The following is a 16654-nucleotide window of genomic DNA, read 5'->3' as shown; positions in this document are numbered from 1 at the left end:
ACGGCCCGCAGCTGACCAGAGAACCTGCCGGTGCCAGCCCCGCAAGCCGTTTTCCGCCTGCCTGACAGGACACGCCCCGAGGGTTGCACAATAAGTGCATACATATGTCATGCCCTTCCGATAGAATAGCTGGCTAAACACTTTATTCGCTTCGCCTCCCACTGTCGGCAACTGGCCTTCAGGGCGGTGGTCACGTATTCGTGCAGCAGAACATCATTGAGGATTCTCCATGGTCTCGACTTCTCCGAGTCACCTCCGCCCATCGAGGCGCTTGCCGAAACTCCGCCTTCAGCGCCGCCCGGCCTTGTGGTCTGCAGGCCTGCTGTTGATGGGCGCCTTGCTGACGGGCTGCAATGAGAGCGGGGATGCTGACCCGTCCTCCGCTCAGGCCCAGAGCGCCCCACGTGCCACGGAAGTCGAAGCTCTCACGGTCACTGCTCAGGACATCCCGATCACCAATGAACTGGCAGGCCGCACCAGCGCCTACCAGTCCTCCGAGGTTCGCCCACAGGTCGGTGGTGTCATCCAGTCGCGTGATTTCACTGAAGGCAGCGTGGTCGAGGAAGGTCAGGTGCTCTATCACATCGATCCGCGCACCTATCAGGCGGACGTGGATAGTGCCAAGGCCAGTCTTGAGCGTGCCCAGGCTACGCTGCATACCTCGCAGCTGCAGGCGAAACGCTACAAGACGCTGGTGGCACGCAAGATGGTCAGTCAGCAGGATTACGATGACGCCATCGCCACCGTCGGTGAAGACACGGCGGATGTCACCTCCGCCAAGGCAGCTCTCAAGAGTGCCCAGATCAACCTCGACTACACCACCGTGAAAGCCGCCATCAGTGGGCGAATCGGCAAATCCAGCGTCACCAAGGGGGCCTTGGTCACTGCCAGCCAGGACACTGCTCTGGCGACGATTCAGCAACTGGACCCGATCTATGTCGACGTGACCCAATCGGCCAATGACATCCTCAGAATCAAGCGTGAGCTGGCCAGCAACGGCAAGGCCGCGTCCGCTCCCGACATGGCCATGGTGGAACTGATCTTCGACGATGGCAGCCGCTACGAGCATCAGGGCAAGCTCCAGTTCACCGATGTCAGCGTCGATCAAAGCACCGGCATGGTGACATTGCGGGCACTGTTCCCGAATCCGGATGAACTCCTGCTGCCCGGTATGTTCGTGAAGGCACGTCTGGTCGAGTCAGTGGCCAGAAATGCCATCCTGGTACCGCAGAAGGCGGTCAGCCGCGACAGTGACGGCAAGGCCACAGCGCTGGTGATCAACGATGAGAACAAGGTGGAAAGCCGTGAACTGGTGACCGGCCAGGCCATCGATCACCAGTGGATCGTCCTCCAGGGACTGAAGACGGGAGACAGGGTCATCACCAGTGGCCTGCAGAAGATCCAGGAAGGTGCCACCGTCACGGTGGCGGAAGATGAGACAACGGGCTCGAACGGCGGCAGCGAAAGTCCGGCCACCTGATCCTCGTCGCACACCAGGGCGACAGGTCATCTTGAGATGCTGACCGCAAGGTCAGGACCTGTCGCATGTCCCGAACGACGTTTCAGGAGCCCCAAACGTCATGGTCAGATTCTTCATCGATCGCCCCATCTTTGCCTGGGTGCTCGCCATCATCGTGATGCTAGGCGGTACGCTGAGCATTCTGAAGCTGCCTATCGAGCAGTATCCGTCACTGGCCCCGCCCAGCATCAAGATTCAGGCCACCTACACCGGTGCCTCTGCCGAGACGGTTCAGAACACCGTCACCCAGGTCATCGAGCAGCAGATGACCGGGATCGACAACCTGCTTTACATGTCCTCGACCTCGGACTCAACGGGCAGTGCCGCCATCACGCTGACCTTCGCCAGCGGGACGGACTCCGACATCGCTCAGGTGCAGGTGCAGAACAAGCTGTCACTGGCTGAGGCGAGACTGCCCACCAGCGTGCAGACGGCAGGTATCGAAGTCACCAAATCCTCCTCGAGCTTCCTGATGGCCATGGCCTTCGTCTCGGACGACGACAGCATGACCAACCAGGAGCTTGCCGATTACGTATCATCCAACGTCCAGGACGAGATTGCGCGTGTCAATGGGGTCGGTGAGACCCGCCTGCTGGGAGCCCCCGGTGCCATGCGCATCTGGCTGGACCCGGCCAAGCTCAACAACTATTCCCTGACGCCCAGTGACATCACGGCAGCCATCGACACACAGAACAGCCAGACCACATCCGGTCAGCTCGGCAACCTGCCGGCAGAGGCAGGGCAACAGCTCAACGCCACCATCGTGGCACGGACGCTGCTGCAGACACCGGAGGAGTTCGGCAACATTCTGCTCAAGACACAGGCAGACGGCTCACAGGTTTACCTGAAAGACGTCGCACGCGTGGAAAAGGGCGCGGAAAGCTACAGTGTCATCACGCGGTACAACGGCAAGCCTGCCGCCGGCATGGGGGTCATGCTGTCTTCAGGGGCCAATGCGCTGGATACCGTGGAAGCAGTGAAGCAGCGTCTTGACGAACTGGCACCCTATTTCCCGGAAGGGGTCTCCTACAAGGTGCCCTATGACACCTCCCCCTTCATCAAGCTGTCCATCGAAGAAGTGGTGATGACGCTGCTGGAGGCCATCGGCCTCGTCTTCCTGGTGATGCTGCTGTTCCTGCAGAACTTCCGGGCCACCCTCATCCCCACCATCGCCGTACCCGTCGTGCTGCTTGGCACCTTCGGCATCCTTGAGCTGTTCGGCTATTCCATCAACACCCTGACGATGTTCGCCATGGTGTTGGCGATCGGGCTACTGGTAGATGACGCCATCGTGGTGGTAGAGAACGTCGAGCGCGTGATGCATGAGGAAAAGCTCTCGCCGCTCGAGGCGACACGCAAGTCCATGGGGCAGATCACCGGCGCCCTGGTCGGTATCGGGCTCGTGCTGTCTTCCGTGTTCATCCCGATGGCCTTCTTCCCCGGTACCACGGGTGCGATCTATCGACAGTTCTCGGTGACCATCGTGGCCGCGATGGTGCTGTCCGTGCTGGTCGCATTGATCCTGACACCGGCCCTGTGCGCCACGCTGCTCAGGCCGACCAAGGAGAAGACCACCGGTTTCTTCGGCTTGTTCAACCGCGCCTTTGACCGCTCCAACGCGCGCTATCAGAAGGGTGTCCAGGGGATGCTCAAGCGCACCGGACGCTCGATGATCGTCTATGTGCTGGTTGTCTTCGGCTGCGGGGCACTCTTTACCCAGATCTCCTCCGGCTTCCTGCCGGATGAAGACCAGGGCAACATTTTCAACCAGGTGGTACTGCCGGCCGGTTCGACCCAGCAGGAAACCGTCGAGGTGATGAAGAAGCTTGAGCATCACTTCCTGGTCGACCAGTCCGATGCCGTCATCCAGGTCTTCAGCGTGGCAGGCTTCAGTTTCGCCGGCAGCGGCCAGAACATGGGGCTGGCCTTCGTCAACATGAAGCCGTGGGATGAGCGCGAGCGCTCGGCATTCGATGTCGTGGGCAAGGCTCAGGCCTATTTCAATACCTTGAAAGGCGCTCTCGCCTTCGCCGTCAACCCGCCCTCCATTCGCGAGCTGGGCAATGCCACGGGCTTTGACATGATGCTGGTGGACCGAGGCGGCATCGGACATGAGGCACTGACACAGGCGCGCAACAAGTTGATGGGCATGGCCGCCCAGAACCCGGCCGTCACCGGCCTGCGCCCCAATGGACTGGAAGACAGACCCCAGTACAACGTCAAGATCAATGAACTCAAGGCCACCGCCATGGGCATTGACCTTTCCGATGTCTACACCACGCTCTCCACGGCCTGGGGCTCCAGCTACGTCAATGACTACCTGGACAATGGCCGCACCAAGAAGGTCTACGTGCAGGGGCAGGCAGAGGCCCGCATGCAACCCGATGACCTGAACAAATGGTACGTCAACAACAACGCGGGCGAGATGATCCCGCTGTCGAGCATCGCCACCGGTAGCTGGACCTTCGGCTCACCCCAGCTGCAACGTTACAACGGGGTCTCCGCGATGGAACTGCTGGGTACCGCAGCGGAAGGGTACTCCACCGGTGAAGCCATGGCGGCGATGCAGAGCATGGTCGATGAGCTGGGCGGTGGCGTGGCGCTGGAGTGGACCGGCATCTCGCTGCAGGAATCCCAGAGCAGTGGCATGGCACCTTACCTGTATGCCATCTCGCTGGTCTTCGTCTTCCTGTGTCTGGCCGCGCTCTACGAGAGCTGGAGCATTCCGTTCTCCGTCATGCTGGTCGTCCCGCTGGGGGTGCTCGGCGCCCTGCTCGCCACCTGGCTGCGTGGCCTGGACAATGACGTCTACTTCCAGGTCGGCCTGGTGACTACCATCGGGCTCTCGGCGAAGAATGCGATCCTGATCGTAGAATTCGCCAAGGACCTTGAGGTCCAGGGCCGCTCACTGATCGACGCCACCATGGAAGCGGTACGCATGCGTCTGCGCCCGATCCTGATGACCTCGCTGGCCTTCACCCTGGGTGCCGTGCCACTGGCCATCTCGACGGGTGCGGGTGCCGCCAGCCGTCACGCCATCGGCAATGGCGTGATCGGCGGGATGATCTCGGCCACGGTGCTGGCGATCTTCCTGGTGCCGGTCTGCTATGTGGTGGTTCGCCGCGTGTTCGGGGAGCCGAAAGAGCTCAAACGAGCCCACGAAGCGGCCAGCCAGGAGGATGACCTTGTCTGATCGCTGATCACGACAGAAGCCTCATTGCCGTCACATTGTGTGACGGCCCTGCACGCCGCCCTCTCCGGGCGGCGTGCCTGTTTGCAGGCTGGCAAAAAAGGCGCGCTCACGCGGCAAGCATTGAGTGGCATCAGCCTTTTGCGGCATCATGCTACTATCGAACACTGTTTGCCTGCGCAGCTCATGCACCTTCGCAGGTCAGCGTGCACATGGAGCCAGAGCGCTGACGGCACATCCCATGAAGCACAACCCGGAAGCGCATCCTCGAGAGCGCAGCCGCAGGCATGTTCAAGCCACGCCTGACCAAGCCTCTGTGCATGGCCCGAATATGTATGGCACGGCTATACACCACCCGATCCCGCTGGAGCGACATGCCTCGTCCCCTTGCTGCCCTGCGCCGCTACACCCGGCGCACCCTTGAAACCCGTGACCCGCCTCAGGTGTTCGCGCCTGTCACGTCAGGCGTGTCACGGCGGCGGATGCGTGCCTGCGAGTGCTGCGACCTCGTGGTGGCACTGCCGGCGCTCAAGGCCGGCGAGCGCGCCCGCTGCCCGCGTTGCGATCACCTGTTCGCCCAGCGCCATGCCCACGCCGTGCAACGCACACTGGCACTGGCGATGGCGTGCCTGGTGATGCTGGTGCTGACACTGCCCTTCGAGTTCATCGCCTTTGCCACCAGTGGCATCTCGGCAAGCCTCAGCCTGATCGATACGCCAGCCGCCCTGACGGCCGAGTCCTATCCTTCACTGGCCGTACTGCTGATTCTGACCATCGTGATGCTGCCGGCGCTCTACTTGCTGGGTGTCATCTATACCCATGCGGCCATCGGGCTGAAACTGCCCTTGCCGGGCATTCGCGGCATTGCGCGCACCCTGAGCCATCTGCGCCCATGGATGATGGCAGATGTCTTCCTGGTCGGCGTGATGGTGAGTCTGGTCAAGATCGCCGGCATGGCCGATATCAGTTTCGGCCCATCCTTCTGGGCGTTCTGCGCCTTCGCCCTGCTGATGACCAAGACACTGGCCAGCATCGATGGGGATCGCATGTGGTTCGCCCTGGCGGGTGAGCCAGCAGCCCCCAGCGGTACGCTGCCGGGCATCGGTGCCGCCTTGCAGGGGCTGGCCAGCTGCCATAGCTGCGGTCTGATCAATGCCTGCGGCGAACGAAAGGCTCACACTCACTGCCGCCGCTGTGGCGACCCTGTCCATCAGCGCAAGACGCAGAGCCTGCAGCGCACCTGGGCGTGGTTGATCGCGGCGGCGATTCTGTACATCCCCGCCAATGTCTTCCCGATCATGACCACGGTCAGTCTCGGGGAGAACGACCCGCAGACGATTGCCGGTGGCATCGTGGTGCTCTGGTCACATGGTGACTGGCCCATCGCGATGGTCATCTTCATCGCCAGCATCCTGGTGCCGGCCTCGAAGATGATCGCCATCGCCTGGTTGTGCATCAGCGCCCAGCGCCCGCAGGTGCAGCATGCGCGGGCGCGGGTAACCCTGTACCGCATCACCGAATATGTCGGACGCTGGTCGATGGTCGATGTCTTCGTGGTGGCGCTGCTGGCCGCGTTGATCCAGCTGGGTGCGCTGATGTCGGTCCACCCGGGACCCGCTGCGCTGTCATTTGCCTGCGTGGTGGTGCTGACGATGTTGTCGGCGCTGAGCTTTGACCCGCGCCTTGTCTGGGACACCGAGGCGGAGAAGACGATGATGGCGAACACGCTGTTCGGTGATCTGCCGCTGACACCGCTGACGGGCTCCGCGTCTCTTGCCTCGTCCTCGCAGGCCACGCCTCCGTTCACGACTCCGACCCGCTCCCGCAATCCCCCTTCCGCCGCCTCACAGGATGACTTATGAGTGATGATTCTCGCGCACGTCGTGAAAGTCGACGCCGCCTTTCCCCGATCTGGATAGTCCCGATCGTGGCCCTGCTGATCGGCGCCTGGATGGTGTGGCATAACTACGCCAGCCGTGGCCCGCTGATCACGATCGAAATGGAGACGGCGGAAGGCATCGAAGCGGGCAAGACATTGATCAAGACCCGTAATGTCGAGGTCGGCAAGGTCGAATCCGTACGCCTCTCGGACAACCTCGACAAGACCATCGTCACCGCGCGCATGTCCAAGGACAGCGAGCGCATGCTCAATGCCAACTCGCGACTCTGGGTCGTGAAACCGCGCATCGGTCGCGAGGGCATCAGTGGCCTCAACACCGTGCTGTCAGGTGCCTATATTCAGCTTCAGCCCGGTGACAGTCGTGATGAGGAGGACCACTTCGTGGCCCTGGAGCAACCGCCGGTGACAACGCAGGACGCCAAGGGACTGCGCATCGACCTCACCAGCAACGATGGCAGCGTGCTCTCCGATGGCGACCCCGTCACCTACGAGGGCTTCGTCGTGGGGCGCGTGGAATCCAGCGAGTTCCGCCCCAGCGAGAAGGAAATGCATTACACCTTGTACATCGACTCGCCCTACAACGAGCTGGTGACCTCCACCACGCGCTTCTGGTCCACCAGCGGGGTCAGCCTGCGTCTGGATTCCCAGGGCTTGCAGGTCGATGTCGGCTCACTGGAAAGCGTACTGAGCGGTGGCGTCGCCTTCGGCATTCCCGAAGACCTGCCGCGTGGCCGCCCGGTGGTGGAGAACACCTCTTTCACCCTGTATTCCGATCAGGAAGAGGCCCGTGAAGGCAGCTTCCATCAGGCCATCGACTACGTGATCATGGTCGACGATACCGTGCGCGGCCTGTCGCGTGGTGCACCGGTCGAATTCCGCGGCGTGCGACTGGGCACGGTGGTCAGCGTGCCTTACCGCCTGACCCATCAGCGGGTACGCACGCTCTCCAGCTTCGAGATTCCCGTGCTGATTCGCATCGAACCGGAACGCCTCGAGGGGCAGGTCGATGATGAAGGCGTCAAGCAGTGGGAGAAGCGACTGGAGCGACTGTTCAAGCGTGGTCTGCGCGCGACGCTCAAGTCCGGCAACCTGCTGACCGGTGCCTTGTTCGTCGATCTGGACTTCTATGACAATCCTCCGCCGTACAAGACCGATACCTTCGATGACATCGAGGTCATGCCCAGCGTGTCAGGCGGCCTCGCGCAGATGGAAGCCAAGCTCAATGCGCTGCTCGACAAGCTCAATGGCCTGGACATCGAGCCGGTGCTGGGCAATCTCAACAAGACCCTGTCGGCCTCCGAGAGCCTCGTGAAGCGTCTCGACAAGACCGCCGGCCATGTCGACGCCCTGTTGGGTTCCGACGAGGTGCAGAAGCTGCCGGGCGATATCAGCACCAGTATCGACAACCTCAATCGCACCCTGGATGGCCTGACGCCGGAGTCTTCCGCCTACCGTAAGCTGGAAGGCGATCTCGAACGTCTGGACCGTGTGCTCAAGAAGGCGGAACCGCTGCTCGATACGCTGGAGAAGAATCCCTCCAGCCTGATCTTCGACAAGCCGACCACTCGCGATCCAATTCCAAGGGCCCAATGATGACGACAGCCATGAGTCTCTCGACCCGCACGGCAGCCATGTCACAAGCGTTCAGCGTGCCTGCCTCACCGCGCACTTCTACGTCGCACAAGGGCCGCTTCGGCGGCCTGATGGCAGGCTTGCTGATGCTTGGCACACTGGCGGGTTGCACGACCGCCGCCACTGGTGGCGCTTACCTGCTGCCACAGACGACACAGGCCGCCGCCCAGCGCAGCGTTGCCGCCGATGCCCCTCTGCTGGAAGTGATGCCGGTGCAACTGGCCAGCTATCTGGAAGGCGGTAGCCTGGTGTATCAGACGGATGACATCACGTTGGTACAGGCCAGCCAGAACCTGTGGGCCGATGACCTGCAAGACATGCTGACCCGCCAGCTGCTGACGCAGCTCAAGGCCAGCCCCGCCCAGCCGCTGAGCCAGTATCGCATCGCGGACACCAGCCTGAGCGGCCTCAAGGGCGCACGCCTGAGCGTCACCCTGGATCGCTTCATCGGTCGCCACGATGGCCAGTCCGTCATCACCGGTCGCTGGCGCCTGCGCGGCGTGGATGGCAGCGTGCTGGAGGAAGGCGACATCCAGACGCTGACTCCCCTGACGGACGACGGCTATCCGGCGCTGGTCAATAGCCTGGGCGAAGGCTGGCGTGTGACCGGCGAGCAGTTGGCACGTGAGATCGCCAAGGCATTGCCCACCACGGGAGATGCCAGCTGACGACCTGAGAACCTGACGGTCTGACAGACTGACAAAACAGGGTACGGCTGGATGCCCAGAGAACTGGATGTCCAGAAACCAGAAGACCCCCGACGGATTCCGTCGGGGGTCTTCTGGTCTGGCGGCTAGCTGGCCTCAGCCTTGCTGGGGCAGTACCAACTCACCATCACGGATCTCGAAACGCTTCACGTCCGGCTTGTCCTCGAGACGCACGGTGCGGGTCTCGTCACCCATGTCGACCTTGACGTCGTAGCCAACCACCTTGTCTGACGCGTCCTGCACCGTTTCACAGCGTTGTTCGGTCGTGGTATAGGTGTCGCCCTTCTTCATCTGACCCTGGATCTGGTTGCCGGCATAGCCGCCACCCACGGCACCCGCGGCTGTCAGCACCTTCTTGCCATTGCCACCGCCAAACTGATTGCCCACCACACCGCCGACGATCGCGCCGACGGCCGTGCCGACGACGTTGTGAGTATCCTTGCTGGGTGCCTGGTGCGTCACGGTCTCGTTGTGACAGACCTCGCGCGGGGTGGTCACGGTTTCCGTCACGGCATCTACCGCCACGATATCGGCGTATTCAGGCCCTGAGTTGCTGGCTGTATAGCTGCCGATCGCCACTCCACCACCAATGCCCAGTGCAGCAACGATCGCGCCAATCAGGATGGACTTGTTCATGCGTGTTCTCCTCACCGAATAATGTTGCAGCCTGGCTCGTCGGCCAGTCAGCCATGCCTCTGGATAACACTTGAGGGGCTGGCCGCTGCGTTCGGAGAGTAATCTAACACTGTTCGATAAACTCGGTAATGTGGCAACTTCACCACCCGGTCGTCGCCATTTCGCAACACGGGACGCGAAAAGCCGGGTTTTACGCTAGATCATGCCTTATATTAGCAATTTCTTGGCAAGCAGACTTGCGACCAGAAAACCCCGCTCATCGTCCTGGCGCTGACGCGGGCTGTACGAGCCGGACAGGACGAACAGAGCCGGTGCGAGCGCCTCAGCTCGCACCGGCCCTTGCCTTGATGACTCTGACACAAGTCACTCAGTCCAGCTGATTGGCAGTGATGGACACGGCTTCATCGTTGCAGAACTGCACGCGGACATCTTCCCACCAATTCAGCAGACGGCAGGACGTGTCATCGGCAATCGTCTCGCTGATATCACTGGGCTTGCCCAGCAACGAGATGGCCTGAGCCTCGCTCATGCCCTGCACCAGATAGCCATCATCCAGTGCTGAACGAATGCGGTACTGGCGCTGACTCTCCTCACGTGCGGCCAGGGCACGCTCCTTCTCACGCGCCAGGCGCTGCGCGGTCGGGTCTTCGCCTGAAGTCTCTGCTATCACGTCAGCGGCGGGCACCACCGTCAGCGAGTCATCCAGCGTGACGGGGGTATCGCCCTGCTGGCAAGGTTGCTGCTGCCAGGTGGGCACACCCGACTGCATACAACGAAAGATGCTGTTGTTGGCCTTGGCGGCGGGCGGCAGAGAGGGTGTCGCCGGGTCGGCAATCACTTGCGCCCGGGGCGCCTGCCCGTCACTCGAAGACGCCGCAGCATTCGTCGACTCCTCCGCCTGAACCGCCGCAAGCGGCATACCACTGACCAGCGCCGCCACCAGCAGTCCCCGCAAGAGCCGGCGCGACACCTGGCGTGAAATGCTGCCACAGGAATCCATCATCAACTTGTCTCTCCACTTGGTGAGAGCGTGGATCACGCACGGATATCACGCCCAATGAGGTGAAATGGCAAAGCCATCATCCTTGCGTCAGCGCTTCCACTGATAGACCTCATCGGCGGTCCGCACATCGTCATGGTGACTGACATCAGAGCGACTGGGGGCCGAGGCCGCTTCGCCTGATCCATTGCCTGGAGTATCCAGGTGCTGCGTGCCAGGCATGGCCAGGCTGTCGGGGTTGTGGTCGTGATCAGACGGCTCGATCTGATCGAGACTGGCTGCGCCGTGATCGGGCGTATCCCAGACGGTCACCACTCGATTGCGTCCTTCGCGCTTGGCACGGTACATGGCCTGATCGGCACGCTGCAGAAGGTCCGGCAGCAGTGATTCCGCGCAAGCGGCTGGCCCGCCCTGGGCTACACCGATACTGATGGTGACCCGCAGCAGCTGGCCGTTGCTCAGCGTGAAAGCACGACTGTTGATCGAGAGCAACAAGCGTTCGGCTGCATGCTGGAGCCCCTCTCGGTCCTCCGTCGGACACAGGGCCACGAACTCCTCTCCCCCCTGGCGGCACAACTGATCACTGCCACGCAGGTGGTGACGTAGTCGTTGTGTCAGCTCTATCAGCACCTCATCACCAATCGCATGCCCTTGCGTATCGTTGATGGCCTTGAAGTGATCGACATCGATCATCAGCACCCCCAGGCCACCACGACTCAGCAGACGCGGCCCCTCTTCCAGCAAGGCAAAACGAGACAGCGCCCCCGTCAGCTGGTCATGGCGCAAGTCACGACGGTAGCGCTTCTCGCGCTGCTCAGCCTCCCACCCGATCTGCACGGCCACCACCGCGATGAAGGTGACGGAAATCACCAGGTTGACGACACTGGCCAACGACATGAACTCGTAGGAAACGATATAGACCGGGCTGGTGAGGTATTGAGCGCCGATGTAGAACAGCAGCAGGGCACCACTGAACAATAGTCGTTGAATGCGTGACAAGGACGCGATACAGATGAAGAAGATGGCGACGATGTGGAAATACTCGAAGCCACCCTCGGCGCCGAACTGGTATTCCCACCATGCCGCCTTGGCTGACATCGGCACCACCAGCAACAGCAACGCGGTGTTCATGTACCCCTTGCGGTGGAACAGGATGGCCAAGACATTGAGCAGGACGCCGATGACATTGATCACCACCGGCTGCGGATAAGGCTGCAGGCCCAGCAGAGCGAAGTAGCCCAGCTGGCAGCCGAGCGCACTGATATAGATCCACATGAACAACTGATAAAGCACGAGGTGCCGCTCAGCCAGCCCCGCCGGAGCTGGCCACCGCCACTTCATGTTTACCGTGCGCAAGACACCCTGCCGACTTCCCGGTTTGCGACGGCGATCTGCTTTCGCCATGATTCCTTCCTCATTTACGGCACTTCCCATGTGCCTTCGCTGCGCGCCACCTGATGATTTTACCTGTCTATTCTATCTCACGCTGCTGTATGGAACGTGACAGCCATTTGCATTGCGCATCCTTCAAGGCATGCACGTAGTCAGGCATGTGTTCCACGTGTACCAGCCGTCGTCGCCTGCGAGACTGGCAATCCCATCACAGCGGCGTGGCTCACGTAGCAGGCGCCTGAGCGTGAAGCATCAGCAGTCTCGAGGATCAGCAGTCGAAGATTCTCACAAAGTGTGCCTTGTGGGGGGTGCTCGAAGGTTTTCAGGCAGTATATAAGCCCTAATTTCAGTCGTGATGATGACCGGGCTGGAAATAGTCCGTGACCAGTCAATGGTACTCTTGAGCATGGCAATACTGACATCTCGCCGCCAGCCTGCATGACCCACACCACCTGGCACTCGGACCCTCCTCGACGTCTGAGGCAAGAACCGGGCAGACAATCGCCCGCCTTCGTGACACCATCAGCGCCTGGACATGGCAGTAGCCGCCACCCACTTTTCCCCGCCGTTTTTAGAGAAGAGAGACTGTAATGGACGCGACCACTCTGACACGCGACTTCCACCTGTGGCAGCGTTTCTCCAAGCAAGACCGCCTGGAACGTGAACATCGTGCTGCCCGCCGCAAGATCGCCGAAGCTGGCACCATGGCGACGCGCATGATCAAGGCCTACGAAAGCATGGCCGCCAAGGGCGTCTCCGAGAATGCATGCTATCGCACCATCTACAAGCAACGCGATGCGCAGGGTGAGATCATGGTGCGCGAAGGCTGGCTCAAGGTGCGTCGTGTGGTCGCGGAAGGCGGCACAACGCGTCTTCGCGGCACACTGATGACGACGTTCAGCCTGCTGGATGGCGAGCAGGAACCCGCCGATGCCAGCGTCGAGAAACTCACGCTCGAGGTGTATGACGAAATCGTCGCCGGTACCAAGATGAAGCTGGCCTGCAAGGTGGACCGTTGCGACGCCGACGACCAGACGGACTTCATCACCTTCCTGGATGCCGTACGCGGCGACCTCAAGCAGTGGGTGTGACGCACCCAGACGTACACGCCAGCTCCTGATGAAGGGATAACTCCCTGAACCGCCTCAATGATGCCCTCTCGCCTCGTGCAGTGGGCATCATTGCCGTCAGGGGCCGGGAAACTGCTGACTCATGCCAATGCCGATCTGCCGGGGGAGCATTTGTTTCCGAAATGGAATCTATCCATTTCCTTTCTCGCACAGATAGCGACAGATATTGACCTGATAGATCGAAATCCTTGCCAATGTTGCGACAGTAGCAACCTGAGGTTACCCATCGTGCAGGAAACTCCTGGCTCTCACCTGACTCACAGTACCCAGAACATGCTCGTCATCCGATTACAGGAGTCAGTCCATGAATGCCATTGCACCGTCGGCTTATCATACCCTCGACGTCGAAACGCTCTCTCATGTCACCTCTGCTCGCCTGCCTTTGCAGCCTATCGGCGACATCACCATGGACAGCCCAGCCAGTGAGTTGGTGACGGACTTTGCCGTCACCGCCGGTCGCAGCATTCAGGGCAGCGCCTCCATCGGTCAGGCATTGGCGACCATGAAACAGGCGGGGGTGCGTCTGTTGCTGGTCCACGATCATGATGGCACCTTCACCGGCGTGGTGACCTCACGAGAACTGCAGGGTGGCCGAGTCGTGATGCGCGCCATGACCCGCTTCAATGTTCAGCGCGACGAAGTCACTACCGACATGGTGCAGATCCCCCGCGCCGAGCTGCAGGGCATTCCTCTCGCCGTGCTCAAGCGCGCCCGCGTGGGCGACCTGGTCGAGACGCTGCGTCAGAGCGGTGAATCCCACCTGCTGGTGACCGAGCAGGGCGACGATGGCAAGCCCAGCGTGCGTGGCCTGGTCGCCGCTTCCCGCGTCGGCAAGGCGTTGGGGCTCAACCTGGAACACCCGCCGGAAGCACGCAATTTCGCTGACATCTGCCGGGCCGTGCTGGGCAAGTATGAGTAACCCGACACGAGGATGCAGTGCTCTCAGTCATCTGCCTGACCGAGCTGTCATGAAGACGTGTCATGACAAGATGATTTATCCCCAGACTGGTGCTTGATTCGGGAAAAATGTTCACAAACGGCGTATGATGTGGCTATCAGCGCGAGATATCACTTGGCAGGCAGCATGGAAGCGCCTGTCGGTCAGAGAGATGACTCGGGCTCTGACGGATATACTCAGCCAACGGATGGTGTAGATGAGGATTTCAGCCATGCCATTACGCTCACTGCGTGATCATCTTTTCAAGCAGCGCCACGTCGAGGTGCTTGTCATCAAACAGATTGATGGCGAGCTCGTGCATGTGTGTGGTGCCGGCATCGTGGAAGGCAATGGCAGCGTCAGTCACAAGCGGCGTGAGCTGCAGCGTGACAACCATGCCTTCCCGGTGCGCATGCATGATGGCAATCAGGTACTTCAGCCGGACGACTTCAATCGTCTGGTGCTGCTGGAGGAAGTGACTCTGCATCCCCTTGGCTGCCAGCCGAAGGAAGCCATCTCGCTGGAGGTGGCTGGCCATCGCTATCGTGTCGCGCATACCCCCATGCGCTGCTGGCACTTCCGTGGCCATCTCGTGCTGGAGCGCACGCCCCAGGGCATGCTGCTGAGCACTGAGGACATGACCCTGATTCGCGCCAAGGCGAGTCGCCAGCCAGTCTCCAATACGGCACGCGCCAATGCCGAGCGCCTGCAGAAGACGCCCGCATGGCGCAATGTCGCTCCCCGCGGCCACGATGTGCATGCCGACGGCGCCACGACGCGTCAACGCGCGGCAGCACGCAGGGTCGATAGTACGACACGCGAGCTGGAGCTTGAGCCCAAGTACTGATCATTCAGGTACCGGCAAGCGGCGCATCGCGACGGGACATTGAGCCAGGACTGATGCAGTGAGAAAGGCTCATCGAGACAGACGCATTGAGACAGAACGCTCGGCAATTGCCGAGCGTTCTGCTGTCCAGCCCGGTGAGAGGAAGAGCGGCTCGCGGCAAGACAGCCTGAGCATATGCCGGTATTCTCACAGACCTGTCCTCTCGTTCAGGTTTCCTCATGCGCCGAATGCCAGCATCCCTTTTTCTGCTCGTCCTGATTCTGGTCGCCCTGAACCTGCGTCCGGCGCTGTCATCCCTGGCGCCCCTGCTGGATCGCATCACCCAGGACCTGGGCCTGAGCACGCTGGCAGCGGGCCTTCTCACCACACTGCCCGTCGTCTGCCTGGGGCTGTTCGCCCCACTGGCGCCGCGCCTGGCCCGCCGCCTGGGGGTAGAGCGCACCCTCAGCCTTGCCCTGGTCACTCTCGGCATCGCCCTGTGGTTGCGGGCCAGTGACATGGCACTACTGCTCTATCTCGGCACCCTGTTATGTGGTGGCAGCATCGGCGTCGCCGGCACACTGCTGCCCGCCATCGTCAAGCGTGAGCATCCTGAGCGAGCCGACCTGTTCACCGGCGTGTACACCATGGCGCTATGTCTTGGTGCGGCGCTGGCCGCGGGACTCAGCGTGCCACTGGCCAACCTTCTCGACAGCTGGCAAGCCTCATTGGCCTGCTGGGCGCTGCTTGTCGTGATCGCGCTTCCCGCCTGGCGCCTGAGCATGCCCCACCCGTGGCCAGAGAAGATGACCAGCCATCAGCAGGCCACCCCTCGCCTGTGGCACCTGGCGCTGGCCCGTCAGGTCACCTTCTTCATGGGCTGCCAGTCTTCACTGGCCTATATCGTCTTTGGCTGGCTGCCTTTCCTGCTCCAGCAGCGCGGCCTGAGCGATATCGAATCCGGCTGGCTGATGGCCGCCTCGGTGATGGCCCAGGTGCTCACCGCCCTGTTGGCCCCCGTGATCGGCCGCATGGGGCGCGACCAGCGCCCCGCCATCCTGCTGCTGTTGTCCTGTACCGCCTTCGGCCTGCTGGGACTGATGATCGGGCCACTGTCCCTGCGCTGGCTGTTCGCCGTGCTGCTCGGTTTCGGCCAGGGAGGCAGCTTCTCGATGGCGTTGACGCTGCTGGTGCTGCGCACCTCCGATGCACGCCTGGCGGGCGCCCTCTCCGGCATGGCACAAGGCACCGGCTACATGCTGGCCGCCCTCGGGCCACTCGCCGTCGGCATCCTGCTGGAAATCACGGCCGACCTGCGCGTGATCGCGTCGCTGTTCGCGCTGATCCTGCTGAGCGCCGCCATGCTTGGTTATCAGGTCGGCAAGCGCCGCCGTATCTGCCTGCGCGAGGATGGCAGCACCGAAGTGGTCGATGGCTGACATCTTCTCCCCCCACGGGGTGTGGCAAGGCCCCAGCAAGGTATCAATATTATCTGTCATTCATATTTGGATGATAGATTTTATCGATACTACTTGTCGTTGAAATTTATATATTCCGAATGTCTCATTTGGATTCCTCTGGTGTCGCTCTACCCTCTGAGTTCTCGTTGTAAAGCAACGAACATTGCGTCCTGCCATGTTCGAACGGCACTGCCATGTTCGAACGGCTCGGCAACGTTCAGATAGCCAGGCAATGTTCGACCCGCTTCGCAACAAGACCCGCATAACAACAAGCTCACACCCAGAGGCACAGGCTCATGTCCTTCGAAAGGATTCAATTGTCCTC

12 protein-coding genes are annotated in these 16654 nt (G+C 61.4%); 9 read left to right on the top strand and 3 right to left on the bottom strand.

Annotated elements, in window-relative coordinates; all coding sequences use genetic code 11:
- Positions 1–271: 271 nt before the first annotated feature.
- The 5 genes from F8A90_RS04745 (at position 272) to F8A90_RS04725 (ending at position 8909) form a co-directional block, all read left to right on the top strand.
- Positions 272–1480, top strand: coding sequence for an efflux RND transporter periplasmic adaptor subunit (locus F8A90_RS04745; protein WP_233593446.1), 1209 nt, complete (start codon positions 272–274; stop codon positions 1478–1480).
- A gap of 100 nt (positions 1481–1580) precedes the next feature.
- Positions 1581–4712, top strand: a complete 3132-nt coding sequence (locus tag F8A90_RS04740) for an efflux RND transporter permease subunit (protein WP_200019220.1) — start codon at positions 1581–1583, stop codon at positions 4710–4712.
- A gap of 371 nt (positions 4713–5083) precedes the next feature.
- Complete coding sequence (locus F8A90_RS04735) at positions 5084–6571, top strand: paraquat-inducible protein A (protein WP_200019219.1); 1488 nt, start codon at positions 5084–5086, stop codon at positions 6569–6571.
- On the top strand, positions 6568–8202 hold the full coding sequence (pqiB, locus tag F8A90_RS04730) for an intermembrane transport protein PqiB (protein WP_200019218.1): 1635 nt from the start codon (positions 6568–6570) through the stop codon (positions 8200–8202). The genes F8A90_RS04735 and pqiB overlap by 4 nt, the downstream gene beginning before the upstream one ends.
- A gap of 11 nt (positions 8203–8213) precedes the next feature.
- Positions 8214–8909: a PqiC family protein gene (locus F8A90_RS04725; RefSeq protein ID WP_200019217.1), complete on the top strand. Its 696-nt coding sequence runs from the start codon at positions 8214–8216 to the stop codon at positions 8907–8909.
- Positions 8910–9044: 135 nt separating this feature from the next.
- Here the strand turns inward: F8A90_RS04725 and F8A90_RS04720 are convergent, their stop codons facing one another.
- The 3 genes from F8A90_RS04720 to F8A90_RS04710 form a co-directional block, all read right to left on the bottom strand.
- Positions 9045–9584, bottom strand: a complete 540-nt coding sequence (locus F8A90_RS04720; RefSeq protein ID WP_043331847.1) for a glycine zipper 2TM domain-containing protein — start codon at positions 9582–9584, stop codon at positions 9045–9047.
- Positions 9585–9951: 367 nt separating this feature from the next.
- Complete coding sequence (locus F8A90_RS04715) at positions 9952–10587, bottom strand: hypothetical protein (protein WP_166019321.1); 636 nt, start codon at positions 10585–10587, stop codon at positions 9952–9954.
- Between the two features lie 87 nt (positions 10588–10674).
- A complete protein-coding gene (locus F8A90_RS04710; protein ID WP_200019216.1) occupies positions 10675–11859 on the bottom strand; it encodes a GGDEF domain-containing protein in 1185 nt (394 codons plus the stop codon).
- Positions 11860–12566: 707 nt separating this feature from the next.
- Here F8A90_RS04710 and F8A90_RS04705 point away from each other — a divergent pair.
- The 4 genes from F8A90_RS04705 to F8A90_RS04690 all read left to right on the top strand — a co-directional run bounded on the left by F8A90_RS04705 (position 12567) and on the right by F8A90_RS04690 (position 16308).
- Positions 12567–13067, top strand: a complete 501-nt coding sequence (locus F8A90_RS04705; protein ID WP_131431471.1) for a hypothetical protein — start codon at positions 12567–12569, stop codon at positions 13065–13067.
- Between the two features lie 343 nt (positions 13068–13410).
- On the top strand, positions 13411–14025 hold the full coding sequence (locus tag F8A90_RS04700; protein ID WP_166019319.1) for a CBS domain-containing protein: 615 nt from the start codon (positions 13411–13413) through the stop codon (positions 14023–14025).
- A gap of 250 nt (positions 14026–14275) precedes the next feature.
- Positions 14276–14890: a hypothetical protein gene (locus tag F8A90_RS04695; protein ID WP_200019215.1), complete on the top strand. Its 615-nt coding sequence runs from the start codon at positions 14276–14278 to the stop codon at positions 14888–14890.
- Between the two features lie 227 nt (positions 14891–15117).
- Positions 15118–16308: an MFS transporter gene (locus F8A90_RS04690; RefSeq protein WP_233593445.1), complete on the top strand. Its 1191-nt coding sequence runs from the start codon at positions 15118–15120 to the stop codon at positions 16306–16308.
- Positions 16309–16654 lie beyond the last annotated feature (346 nt).

Source organism: Cobetia sp. cqz5-12, assembly GCF_016495405.1.
In the GTDB taxonomy this organism is placed as follows: Bacteria; Pseudomonadota; Gammaproteobacteria; order Pseudomonadales; family Halomonadaceae; genus Cobetia.
Note: the sequence above shows the minus strand (reverse complement) of the source record. Positions and strands in the feature narration are given on the sequence as shown.

Excerpts from the sequence above, each read along its gene's own strand:
- F8A90_RS04740 (WP_200019220.1), top strand. The coding sequence starts at position 1,581 with ATGGTCAGATTCTTCATCGATCGCCCCATCTTTGCCTGGGTGCTCGCC.
- F8A90_RS04735 (WP_200019219.1), top strand. The coding sequence starts at position 5,084 with ATGCCTCGTCCCCTTGCTGCCCTGCGCCGCTACACCCGGCGCACCCTT.
- pqiB (WP_200019218.1), top strand. The coding sequence starts at position 6,568 with ATGAGTGATGATTCTCGCGCACGTCGTGAAAGTCGACGCCGCCTTTCC.
- F8A90_RS04725 (WP_200019217.1), top strand. The coding sequence starts at position 8,214 with ATGAGTCTCTCGACCCGCACGGCAGCCATGTCACAAGCGTTCAGCGTG.
- F8A90_RS04720 (WP_043331847.1), bottom strand. The coding sequence starts at position 9,584 with ATGAACAAGTCCATCCTGATTGGCGCGATCGTTGCTGCACTGGGCATT.
- F8A90_RS04715 (WP_166019321.1), bottom strand. The coding sequence starts at position 10,587 with ATGATGGATTCCTGTGGCAGCATTTCACGCCAGGTGTCGCGCCGGCTC.
- F8A90_RS04710 (WP_200019216.1), bottom strand. The coding sequence starts at position 11,859 with ATGTGGATCTATATCAGTGCGCTCGGCTGCCAGCTGGGCTACTTCGCT.
- F8A90_RS04705 (WP_131431471.1), top strand. The coding sequence starts at position 12,567 with ATGGACGCGACCACTCTGACACGCGACTTCCACCTGTGGCAGCGTTTC.
- F8A90_RS04700 (WP_166019319.1), top strand. The coding sequence starts at position 13,411 with ATGAATGCCATTGCACCGTCGGCTTATCATACCCTCGACGTCGAAACG.
- F8A90_RS04695 (WP_200019215.1), top strand. The coding sequence starts at position 14,276 with ATGCCATTACGCTCACTGCGTGATCATCTTTTCAAGCAGCGCCACGTC.
- F8A90_RS04690 (WP_233593445.1), top strand. The coding sequence starts at position 15,118 with ATGCCAGCATCCCTTTTTCTGCTCGTCCTGATTCTGGTCGCCCTGAAC.